Here is an 11,252-nt window from a genome sequence, read left to right on the forward strand (position 1 = left end):
AATTTGCAAGCATTCCGTAGAAAAAAGTTTCAATTATTTTTCCTCGTTATGGCTTGTTTCTTGATTATCAGTAGTTTCTACTTCATCATATTTTATTTTTTTCTTTGTTGATAATAAAGCGTTGGTAGTAGGAGAGCATCAAAGTTGTTAGTGGCAAGGCGATAATCATGCCGAGCATTCCCATTAATGAACCCCAGATAGAAAGAGATAAAAGGATGATGGCAGGATTCAGTCCGGTAATCTTTCCCATGATTTTGGGGACAAGGAAGGTATCCTGTATGATTTGTACGATTGCAAAGACGGCTAATGCACATGCAATGATAATCCAGAAGTTCTGTCCGGTGTCGGCAGCTTTGAGGATTGCCAATAAAATGGTGGGAAGGAAACCAATGATTTGCAAGTAGGGAACCATATTCAATGCTCCGATGAAAAGTCCCAGAGCGATAGCCATGGGGAAATCGATAATCAGGAAACCGATGCTGAAAAGAATACCTACGCAGAAAGCAACCAAAGCCTGTCCACGGAAATATCTGTTCATACCATCCTGTACGTCGTGAACCAGGTTGGAGGCAAACGTACGGTATTTATTGGGTAGCAGATGCAACCATCCTTCAGCTATCGCTTCGTAATCCAATAATATAAAGATTACATATAATAATATAATGAAAGAGGCAAGGATGCTGAATAGAATGTTGAGAGATTCTGCAAGCAAAGTCCACACTCTGGGGACGGTATCCTTGATTGCCGCCAGGATATTCTCTTCACTTAATACACGGTTCAACGCCTGAAGATCAATGTTCTCGTGGATAAATTCAGAAAGATTCTTAGGCACATTGTTACCGGCTCCATTGGTGAGGTAAGTCACTAGCAAGTCGTTCATTCTGCCTATTTCCGAAATCATCGGCGGCACTAATAGGTAGAATAAAGTGACTCCGATAACCGTAATGAGGAATAAGGAACAGAAGATGGAAATAATGCGGCTTTTTAATCGTAGCTTATACTGGAAGAATTTGACTAACGGATAGACCATATAAGCTATCAGCCACGCAATAAAGAAAGGTAATAACACTCCGCTAAGACGTTCCACGAGCATTAATATTCCTACAACTAACACACATCCGATGGAACCGCGTATAAAACTGTCGAATGTTATCTTTTTCCTTTCCATAATCTGTTTCTTTTATAGAGTTTATACTTTCTGCTCATCTTCCCCTCGTGCACGGAGATAACATTCCCTGCACAGAGGCTCATATTCGGCTGTTTCGCCTAAAAGAACCTGTTTCTCATTCTTGACTGTACGATGTGAGAAAGAGGCCAGCTGACCACATTTCACACAGATCGCATGAACTTTGGAGACTTCATCGGCAATGGCGCACAATTGTGGCATAGGTCCAAATGGATTTCCTTTGAAGTCCATATCCAATCCTGCAATGATAACACGGATTCCATTGTTGGCAAGCTGGTTGCATACATCAATCAAACCACTGTCGAAGAACTGTGCTTCATCAATACCTACTACATCTATCTCAGAAGTAAACAGTAAAATGCTGGCTGACGAATCGATGGGAGTGGAGGCGATAGAATGGCTGTCGTGAGAGACTACGTCTTCTTCTGAATAACGGGTGTCGATAGCAGGTTTGAATATCTCGACACGTTGTTTCGCGAATTTCGCTCTCTTCATTCTGCGAATCAATTCCTCTGTCTTTCCGGAGAACATAGAACCGCAGATTACTTCGATCCGGCCTCTTCTTCTAGTCTCCTGTATGTGGTCTTCTGAAAATAATACCATGAGATTTTGTGTTTTCTTGATTAAATAAATATGTGGACAAAGGTAAGCAATTCAATGTGCAAGAACTGTTAAATTATCCATTATTTTAAGTTATTGCATAAATTATTCCTACATTCGCACCGTATAAACAATGGACTGACATGAAACAGAAGCTATTAACAGATATTGAGTTGGATGTTCATGAGTTGAAGTATCTCATGGATTCATTTACCAAGGAGCCGACTCCGACTTTGTCTGAACTGTTGAAGCGGAGCATTACACGGATGCAGGGGCGTTTGGACGAACTGCAGCAGGAGGTGGATGCTGTTCAGGTAATTTCTCCGTCAGCTGTGGAAGAGACAGCGGAAGAGGAGGATGAAGTTGCCGGGTCTGAAGAGGATTCCCCCGTGATTATACAATCTCTCGAATCGGTTGTTGTGAAAGAAGATGAGGAAGGAGAAGCCATTGTTGCGGAAGAGAAACCTGTCGTAATAGCGGCAGCTGCAGAGACAGCAGCAGAAGAAGCAGAAGCAGCAGCAGCAGAAGAAGAAGAAGAAGAAGAAGGGAAAAAAGAGGAACCGGCAATTGTTGAGGAACCTGTCGTTGAAACTGTTGTGAAAGAGGAAGAACCTAAATCGGCTGTGTTGGGAGAAAGTCTCAAACTGTCTGCCGGCTTGCGACATGCTATCAGCTTGAATGATTCTTTCCGTTTTTCTCGTGAACTGTTCGGAGGCAACACTGATTTGATGAATCGGGTTATCGAACAGATATCAGTAATGAGTTCCTACAAGACTGCAGTCGCATTTCTGTCCTCGAAAGTCGAATTGAATGAAGAAAAGGAGGCGGTGAACGACTTTCTGGAGCTACTAAAGAAATATTTTAATCAATCAGTATAAAACAAAAACAAGATGGGAAAGCTATATGTGGTGCCTACGCCGGTAGGGAATCTGGAGGACATGACTTTTCGGGCTATCAAAGTCCTGAAAGAGGTCGATCTGATTTTGGCGGAGGATACACGTACTTCCGGTATCTTGCTGAAACACTTTGAAATAAAGAATGCAATGCAATCCCACCACAAATTTAATGAACATAAAACGGTGGAAAGTGTTGTTAATAGAATAAAGGCAGGTGAAACGGTGGCACTAATTTCGGATGCCGGAACGCCTGGAATTTCCGATCCCGGATTTCTGGTTGTTCGTGAATGTGTGCGCAACGGTATTGAAGTGCAGTGCTTGCCGGGAGCAACCGCTTTTGTTCCGGCACTCGTAGCATCGGGATTGCCGAACGAGAAGTTCTGCTTCGAGGGATTTCTCCCCCAGAAGAAAGGACGGCAGACACGACTGAAGACATTGGCGGAAGAACACCGCACGATGGTGTTTTATGAATCACCCCACCGTCTGTTGAAGACGTTAACACAGTTTGCCGAATATTTCGGTGCTGAACGTCAGGCAACCGTGTCGCGTGAAATATCCAAACTCCACGAAGAAACAGTTCGGGGCAGTTTGGCTGAATTGATAGAACACTTTACCGCTACCGAACCCCGGGGCGAGATTGTGATAGTATTAGCAGGAATAGATGATTAAATAACTTCATTAAAAAACGTAAAACGTAAACGTATGAAAAAGTTAGCTGTTTTATTTGTATGCGTAGCCTTGTTGGCTTCGTGTGATGGCTTTAAAGGTGGAAGTAAAGACCTGAAAGCTGAAAATGATTCTCTTTTGATGGAACTGAACCAGCGCAACGCTGAACTGGATGATATGATGGGGACTTTCAATGAAGTTCAGGAAGGTTTCCGTAAGATCAATGCTGCCGAAAGCCGTGTTGACTTGCAGCGTGGAACCATCACTGAAAACTCTGCCAGTGCCAAGCAACAGATTGCTTCTGACATCGAATTCATCTCCAAGCAAATGGAAGAAAACAAAGCGCAGATTGCAAAATTGCAGGCACAGTTGAAGAATAGCAATTACAATTCTGCACAGATGAAAAAAGCTGTTGCCGCTTTGACTGCTGAATTGAACGCTAAACAACAGCGTATCGAAGAGCTTCAAACAGAACTGGCTTCCAAGAATATCCGTATTCAGGAATTGGATGCTGCTGTCAGCGATCTGTCTGTAGCAAAAGAAACTCTGGCCGCAGAAAACGAAGCGAAAGCTAAAACCGTTGCAGAACAGGAAAAGAGCCTGAATGCTGCCTGGTTCGTATTTGGTACTAAATCTGAATTGAAAGCTCAAAAGATTCTTCAGAGCGGAGACGTGTTGAAGAGCGCTGATTTCAATAAGGATTATTTCACGCAGATCGATATCCGTACAACCAAAGAAATCAAGTTGTACTCTAAACGTGCTGAATTACTGACTACTCATCCGACCGGTTCTTATGAATTGGTAAAAGATGATAAAGGCCAGTTGACATTGAAGATTACTAATCCTACTGAATTCTGGAGTGTATCCAGATACTTGGTTATCCAGGTAAAATAAGGTAGATATCCCTTTTGAATTGCCAATGTGCTGATTCCTGGATTCAAGAAATTAGCACATTGGCTTTTTTGTTTCTTATTATATAACTACTGATGAAATATAAAAATCTTTTTTTTGATCTTGATGATACCATCTGGGCTTTTTCTCAAAATGCTCGTAACACCTTTGAGGAAGTATATCAGAAATATTCGTTCGACCGCTATTTTGATTCATTCAATCATTATTATACTCTTTATCAACAAAGAAATACCGAACTCTGGGTTGAGTACGGTGAAGGAAAGATAACGAAGGATGAATTGAACAGCCAACGTTTCTTTTATCCTTTACAGGCCGTGGGAGTGAAAGATGAAGCGCTCGCTGAACGGTTTTCGAGAGATTTTTTCGCTATTATCCCTACTAAAAGTGTTTTAATGCCTCATGCAAAGGAGGTATTGGAATATCTTGCTCCCAAATATAACCTCTATATCCTTTCCAATGGGTTTCGTGAATTGCAATCACGTAAGATGCGTTCGGCAGGAGTGGACGGGTATTTCAGAAAGGTGATTCTCTCGGAAGATCTCGGAGTGCTGAAGCCTTGGCCGGAGATATTCAATTTTGCTTTGTCTGCTACTCAATCCGAGTTGCGCGAATCCTTAATGATTGGTGATAGTTGGGAAGCGGATATAACCGGAGCGCACGGAGTAGGGATGCATCAGGTTTTCTACAATGTGACAGAACGGACAGCTTTCCCTTTCCTCCCTACTTATCACATCCATTCCTTGAAAGAATTAATGGATTTATTATAGGTTTTCTGGATTAAGTCGTATTTTTGTTGCGTTTTAGTTTTGCATAAAATACGATATAATCATGGATAGTACGCTTCTGCCTTTCGCCTTACTTTGTTTCACTTCATTCTTCACGTTGACCAACCCGTTGGGAACGATGCCTGTCTTTCTTACCATGACTCATGGTATGACGGATAAAGAACGTCAGTCTATCGTACGTCGTGCTACTATTGTGTCGTTTATTACATTGATGGTATTTGTCTTTGCCGGGCAGTTTCTTTTCAAGTTCTTCGGTATCTCTACCAATGGTTTCCGTATTGCCGGTGGGGTGATTATCTTCAAGATAGGCTTTGATATGCTTCAAGCCCGCTATACACCGATGAAGTTGAAGGACGAAGAAATCAAAACGTATGCGGATGATATCTCTATTACTCCTCTCGGCATTCCTATGTTATGCGGTCCCGGAGCGATTGCCAATGCAATCGTTTTGATGCAGGATGCGCATTCTTATGAAATGAAGGGAATCTTGATCGGTACTATCGCCCTGATTTATCTGTTGACTTTCTTTATTCTTCGTGCTTCCACGAAATTGGTAAAAGTCTTGGGTGAAACGGGTAATAATGTGATGATGCGTCTTATGGGACTGATTCTGATGGTGATTGCAGTGGAATGTTTCGTTAGCGGATTGAAGCCGATTCTGGTAGATATTGTGAGAGAAGGAATGAAGTAGCAATACTGCTTATATCTCCTCTATGAAATGAACAGGGTATTTATTCCAATATTTTTTATATACCCTGTCTTGTTGGTCATCGAAATTTAATTGATACATTCTAAATGTAACCAGATAAAGTTTTGGTTGCCAATATTCTTCATAAGAATATTGGTATTTCATGCCTATAGCCTGCATAACTTTTCCACTTCTCGGATTGTTTACATCGTGCGTAGCTGTGATATAGGGAATATTTATTTGTTTCAGCATATCGATTACTGCCTGACAAGCTTCTGCACAAATCCCTTTGTGCCAAAACTCCTTCTTAATGCTATACCCCAAATCATGGCTGTCATCTCCGTTTATATGGATACAACCAATGGGTACATTGTTTGTTTTCATACAAATAGCATAGTAGAATCCTTTCTGCTGAATCCAGCTTTTTATATATTGGAGATAGTCTTTTGCTTCCTCTATATCTTTTAATGGGAACATCGGTAGAAATGTATTAACGTCTTTATCACTTAGAATTGAGAACAAGGCGTTTATGTCTTCTTCTGTGAAATGTCGCAATATCAATCGTTGGGTTTCTATATGATTCATCGTATTCTATATTATTCAAGCGTCTGCAAATATAACAAAAGTATAGTTTATGATGTATCGTATGAACCGGGAAAATCAGTAGACATGTATAGTTGTTACAATTCTCTTGGCATAATTGTGACTGAATGTTCTGTTTACACCTCTCAAACTTGATATAAAGAAATGAGACTGAATTCCCGCCTTTCCCCTAGAGAATTCAGTCTCATTTATATGATTCAAGTCAATGGATTATCTGCTTCCACCTGCCCACCAAACGTTTTCACTATACACATATTGTCCATTTCCGTAAGCTGCTTTCACTTCGGCATTTGTTGTTGTGTCGCTATTGCCATAAGGACAACGTAATGGGAAAGAGTTTGGATTTTTTAGCTCAATAAAGTTTTCGCCTAGTCCTTTCATTCTGCGAACATCATTGTAAGATTCTGTCGCTTCACCTGAAGCTCCCCATAATGCGAAGTATTTTTGAGTCATTGTTGTTTTCAAAGGTTCAGCTGTATATTTGGCCTCTATCGTATTGTCAAAGTAACTTTCGGCTTCAGCTTCCGTAATACTGCTTGCTGCATTGATGAGTGTTTTGCCCAACTCTTTTCTTGAAATAGTAAAGCTGTTTTCCGCATTTAACAGTCCAGCCACTACTGCATCTTTTAATGCACTTTTAGCATCACGTTCCAATCTGCACAGAGCTTCTGCTTCCAGGAATTTTAATTCATGATAACTCAACAACAGTGTTGGTGCTGATATAGAATACATAAATAAAGAAGTTCCATATTTGGAAGTGCCTTGTTCTGGTGTACCGTTAGGCGCATATACGGCGTTGTCTGCGGTTCCCGGAGCTTGTTCTTTTCCGGAGGTACCCTGTTTAGTGATGAAAGCTCTGGACAGACGTGGGTCATTGTATTCTGCCAGTTTGCTTCTCATGCTTTCGCTTGCACCTAATCCGGCACGTGCCACAAAGAAACCATAAAGCGGATTTATGTTATTAGCGTCATATACGTCGAATGCTGCTTGTTCTTCTGCGCTTTCGAAAGAGTTATTTACATATTCCAACACCTTCTCCATATCCGCGTCTTTGTTGGCAGATCTTTTAAGAAGATGCATCGTGTAGCGTGCTTTCAGACCATATGCTAACTTAAGCCATTTTTCAGCATCACCCTGGTACAGCAAATCTTGAGCTTCCGGGTCTATCAGATCTTCTTTCTGTAAGTCTGCAATGGCATCATCCAGATATTGCATTGCTTGGGTATAGATTTCTTCTTGCTTATCCATTTTAGGAGTTAGGTAAACAGGAGAACCGTTTTCGTCAATTAATGCAGCCTGACTACATGGAGCATCTCCAAACATATCGGCTATCAATGCGCAATTATAAGCAGCCAACACTTCAGCCATACCCTTGGTTACATAATTCCCATGGTCTATGCCTCCCTCGCTGCATTGATTGATAATGATACGGGCGGATTTCAATGTTGAATACAGACCATTCCATGTATTGTTGAAAGTGGAAGATGAGGTCGGTTCGCTCTCTCTGGTTTCTGCATAATACAATTGGTTGTCAACACCTACTTCATATTCAATGTAAGCAGATAGATAAGTATTGAAATCACCTCCTGCATTGGAAAATGCAGTAGAGGTTATCACATCTGTCAGAATGAATCTTGCGGCTACGCTTTGCGTATGGCCGTGGTCCTTGTTGATTCTATCCATTGCATCTTCCGAGCATCCGGAAAAAACAACTGATAAAACAGTAGCGGCAAAAATACTTTTAATTATATTATATGTTTTCATCTTTCTTTTTAGCTAATTAGAATTTTACATTAAATCCAAAACCATAGCTGGCTGTTCCCGGAAGAGAGAAACGTTCGAATGCACCTCCCATGTTGTCATTACCTTGTGAAGCTTCCGGATCGAAACCTTTCATTTCAGACCAAACCAAAATGTTGCGGGCAAAAACATTAACGTTCACATTCAGCCATTTCTTTGAGAAAACCGGATAACTTACAGATAATTCACGCAATTTGATATAAGAATTATCATAAATGTAAGATTCGTCAATTGATCTTCTTCTGGTGAAATATGCTTGAGCATCTGTTACTTTTATATCATTGGGGGCATAGATTGAATTACCATCCGCATCTTTTCCTGTTTCTTTAACGGAGTTTTCCACAATGAATTCGGTATTACGCATATCACCAGATAATTTGCTCACACCGTAATAGTTCATTTCACCTGCGGTACCACTATACATCTGTCCTCCTTGTTTCCAGTCGAATACTGCAGAAATACGGAACTTGTACAATTCGATATTTGTATTGAAACCTAAACGGAAGTCAGGAGATACAGTTCCGATAACCGCATCTTCTCCCTGCATGGGAAGTCCGTTTTTGTCTACTACAATCTTGCCTTCGTCATTACGCATATAGCTTTTTCCATAGATCACAGGGAACTTGTCACCAATTCCGGCACGTACCTGCGGAGTTACAAATCCTCCTAACATAATACTTTCTACTCCTGGAGCCAATTCGTCTACGTAATTGTCGATTTTGGAGAAGTTGAAAGCGAAGTCGAGTTTGAAGTTTTTGGTATCTACCGGAGATACGCCCAATGTCAACTCGTGGGTATTTGTGTGGATTTTACCTCCATTCATTATCATACTTGAGGCTCCGGTTGAACCTGCCAAAGGAACTTCGAATATCTGATCTTTCACATTCTGACGTGAATAGGTATAATTCAAGGTTACCAGTCCGTTTAAGAAAGTAAGATCTGCTCCCAGTTCGTATGATTTTGTATTTTGTGGTTTTAAGTTAGGGTCATATACCTTATAATATGGAATGTAAGCCATTGCTCCATTAATTGGATAAACAATAGGATTTCCCATATAGAAGCCGCCACCATAAGACGGAGTATAATAATAACTTTGAGTATAATCACCGGCCATACCAACTTCTGCATAAGAAGCACGTATCTTACCGAAAGTCAATATGTTATTCTTCAGGGGAGCCAGTTCGGTGAAGATGAATCCTAATGACACTGAAGGATAAGTGAAAGAACGGTTGTCACGTGGCATGCTTGAAACAATATCGTTACGTATACTTCCACTTAGATAGAGCATGTTTTTCCATGCTACTGACAAGTTGGCGAAATTACCTACCGTCCGTTTCTTGTTGTATTGGCTTTCGTTGGAGAATACAGAAGCATTATTCAGATGATTCCATCCGGGGAAATTGAAATTCATGCTATATGCGTATTCATATTTTGTCTTTTTATCCACAAACTCATTACCAATCAATGCATCCAAGGTCCATTCTTCGTTGATATTCCATGTGTAAGCGGCAGTTAACAGTGAGTTTAATTCATTAACAGTGTAATGGTACTCTGAATCTTCACCTGTAGGTGCCCAAGTACTTCCATATCCGTAGATTTCTGAATAGTTGGTAGTGTAAGCGTCATCACCGATCTGGTATTTAATATCCAGTTTGTGGTTGTCTGTTCCAAATTTAGTAGTATATTTCACGAAAGCATTTCCGAAGAAACGTTGTGAACGTTCGGAGAACTGGTTATTGTCAACTGCCCAATATGCATCGTCGATCCAGCTGTCTCGATATGTATTTTGTGTGTAAGGGTCGCCTTCTATGTGAGAAGGAATACCGGCCATATTATAGCTGACGGGTGCATTATAGATCGTAGCAACCACACTGGTGTTGGCTGTAGACTGTTTGGAGATTTTTGAAGTCACAAAGTTTCCATTAAATCCGGTAGTCCAGTTAGGATGGAGTTGTGCTTCGGCGGACATTTTCACGTTATATCTATCCATACCGGTTGATGGAACGATACCATTACTGGTGGTGTTACCCAAAGAAAAGGAGTAGTTACCTTTGTCGAATCTCTGAGCTACATTGACGTTATTGCTCCAAGATACACCTGTTTCAAAAAAGTCCTTCATGTTGTTATATGCTTGTGGAGTAGCCCACGGATTCATGCCGGCAGCTGCAAGTTGAGGAACATAGTATTTTCCGGACTGTTTACCATATTGGCTGGTGTAACTGTTGTCTGTATTTCCTCCGTAGGTAGGGTCGTTAGCTAATTCGGAAATCTTAGGATCCCATGCGAAAGGAGATGACGGATCGAAAGTACCGCCTGAACCTTGTGCATATTCTTGTTGCAGTTCCGGAAGAGTTGAAATCTTATCAAAGGAAAGGTTAGTACTGAAAGTAATAGTCGGTTTTCCTTTATCTGCTCCTTTACCACTTTTGGTGGTGATAACGATAACACCATTGGAAGCTCTCATACCATACAAAGCAGAAGCGGCTTGTCCCTTTAATATATTGATACTTTCTATATCATTAGGGTCAATGTCGACAGCACGGTTAGCATAGTCCGTTCCATACGCTCCATCGGTAAGAGAAGTACTCACATCTGCGGTAGAAGCGATAGGCATACCATCAATTACATACAATGGAGTATTGTCTCCAGTGAAAGAACGAGAACCGCGAATCGTGATCTTTGAAGAAGCACCCGGCATACCTGATGATGGGGTGATGTCAATACCTGATACTTTTCCTTGTAAGGCTCCCGCTAAATCTGTATTAGCAGCACGTGTCAACGCATCCGATTTGACGTCTTGTACGGCATATCCCAATGCTTTCTTCTCACGTGAAATACCCATAGCGGTAACTACTACTTCGTCTAGCTTTTGGGCGTCAGCCTTTAATACAACTCTCAAATTTGGCTTAATAACTACCTCTTGTGTTTGCATTCCGATATACGAAATCTGCAAAGTCTTTGCAGAACTAAATATTTTGTATATTATTGATTATCAATGATGTAATATCTAATATTTAGGTGTGGAGAGCTTTTTCTTTTCTTAATTAATGATACATATATGCTTAATTATTAGATGATTAAATAAATTCGTTATTATTGCCAGTCTATATATGTGT

General features: G+C 40.8%; 9 protein-coding genes and 1 pseudogene. 5 read left to right on the top strand and 5 right to left on the bottom strand.

What is annotated here, in order from left to right:
• Positions 1-33: 33 nt before the first annotated feature.
• Together BSCG_RS03755 and BSCG_RS03750 are read right to left on the bottom strand one after the other, a co-directional pair.
• Positions 34-1,168: pseudogene (locus BSCG_RS03755) on the bottom strand (AI-2E family transporter).
• Between the two features lie 21 nt (positions 1,169-1,189).
• A complete protein-coding gene (locus BSCG_RS03750) occupies positions 1,190-1,789 on the bottom strand; it encodes a thymidine kinase (RefSeq protein WP_004299175.1) in 600 nt (199 codons plus the stop codon).
• A gap of 140 nt (positions 1,790-1,929) precedes the next feature.
• Between BSCG_RS03750 and BSCG_RS03745 the strand changes: the two genes are divergently transcribed.
• The 5 genes from BSCG_RS03745 to BSCG_RS03725 all read left to right on the top strand — a co-directional run bounded on the left by BSCG_RS03745 (position 1,930) and on the right by BSCG_RS03725 (position 5,736).
• Positions 1,930-2,664, top strand: a complete 735-nt coding sequence (locus tag BSCG_RS03745; RefSeq protein WP_008777219.1) for a hypothetical protein — start codon at positions 1,930-1,932, stop codon at positions 2,662-2,664.
• Positions 2,665-2,676: 12 nt separating this feature from the next.
• On the top strand, positions 2,677-3,351 hold the full coding sequence (rsmI, locus tag BSCG_RS03740) for a 16S rRNA (cytidine(1402)-2'-O)-methyltransferase (protein ID WP_004299177.1): 675 nt from the start codon (positions 2,677-2,679) through the stop codon (positions 3,349-3,351).
• Between the two features lie 33 nt (positions 3,352-3,384).
• On the top strand, positions 3,385-4,242 hold the full coding sequence (locus BSCG_RS03735) for a hypothetical protein (RefSeq protein WP_004326281.1): 858 nt from the start codon (positions 3,385-3,387) through the stop codon (positions 4,240-4,242).
• Between the two features lie 92 nt (positions 4,243-4,334).
• The gene (locus BSCG_RS03730; RefSeq protein ID WP_008777220.1) at positions 4,335-5,027 is read left to right on the top strand and encodes a YjjG family noncanonical pyrimidine nucleotidase; all 693 of its coding nucleotides are present in this window, start codon (positions 4,335-4,337) and stop codon (positions 5,025-5,027) included.
• Positions 5,028-5,088: 61 nt separating this feature from the next.
• Positions 5,089-5,736 carry a MarC family protein gene (locus BSCG_RS03725; protein ID WP_008777221.1) on the top strand — a complete coding sequence of 216 codons (648 nt, stop codon included), beginning with the start codon at positions 5,089-5,091 and terminating at the stop codon, positions 5,734-5,736.
• Between the two features lie 9 nt (positions 5,737-5,745).
• Here the strand turns inward: BSCG_RS03725 and BSCG_RS03720 are convergent, their stop codons facing one another.
• From BSCG_RS03720 to BSCG_RS03710, 3 genes are all read right to left on the bottom strand, one after another.
• Positions 5,746-6,318 (bottom strand): GNAT family N-acetyltransferase, encoded by a 573-nt coding sequence (locus tag BSCG_RS03720; protein WP_008777222.1) that lies wholly within the window; start codon positions 6,316-6,318, stop codon positions 5,746-5,748.
• 228 nt (positions 6,319-6,546) lie between these two features.
• Positions 6,547-8,100 (bottom strand): SusD/RagB family nutrient-binding outer membrane lipoprotein, encoded by a 1,554-nt coding sequence (locus BSCG_RS03715; protein ID WP_008777223.1) that lies wholly within the window; start codon positions 8,098-8,100, stop codon positions 6,547-6,549.
• A 16-nt stretch (positions 8,101-8,116) separates the two neighbouring features.
• On the bottom strand, positions 8,117-11,089 hold the full coding sequence (locus tag BSCG_RS03710; RefSeq protein ID WP_008777224.1) for a SusC/RagA family TonB-linked outer membrane protein: 2,973 nt from the start codon (positions 11,087-11,089) through the stop codon (positions 8,117-8,119).
• Positions 11,090-11,252: the final 163 nt, after the last annotated feature.

Origin of the sequence: Bacteroides sp. 2_2_4 (assembly GCF_000157055.1) — a bacterium.
Taxonomy (GTDB): Bacteria; Bacteroidota; Bacteroidia; order Bacteroidales; family Bacteroidaceae; genus Bacteroides; species Bacteroides ovatus.

Bases quoted from the DNA above. Each gene is read 5' to 3' on its own strand.
- BSCG_RS03750 (WP_004299175.1), bottom strand. From the start codon at position 1,789: ATGGTATTATTTTCAGAAGACCACATACAGGAGACTAGAAGAAGAGGC.
- BSCG_RS03745 (WP_008777219.1), top strand. From the start codon at position 1,930: ATGAAACAGAAGCTATTAACAGATATTGAGTTGGATGTTCATGAGTTG.
- rsmI (WP_004299177.1), top strand. From the start codon at position 2,677: ATGGGAAAGCTATATGTGGTGCCTACGCCGGTAGGGAATCTGGAGGAC.
- BSCG_RS03735 (WP_004326281.1), top strand. From the start codon at position 3,385: ATGAAAAAGTTAGCTGTTTTATTTGTATGCGTAGCCTTGTTGGCTTCG.
- BSCG_RS03730 (WP_008777220.1), top strand. From the start codon at position 4,335: ATGAAATATAAAAATCTTTTTTTTGATCTTGATGATACCATCTGGGCT.
- BSCG_RS03725 (WP_008777221.1), top strand. From the start codon at position 5,089: ATGGATAGTACGCTTCTGCCTTTCGCCTTACTTTGTTTCACTTCATTC.
- BSCG_RS03720 (WP_008777222.1), bottom strand. From the start codon at position 6,318: ATGAATCATATAGAAACCCAACGATTGATATTGCGACATTTCACAGAA.
- BSCG_RS03715 (WP_008777223.1), bottom strand. From the start codon at position 8,100: ATGAAAACATATAATATAATTAAAAGTATTTTTGCCGCTACTGTTTTA.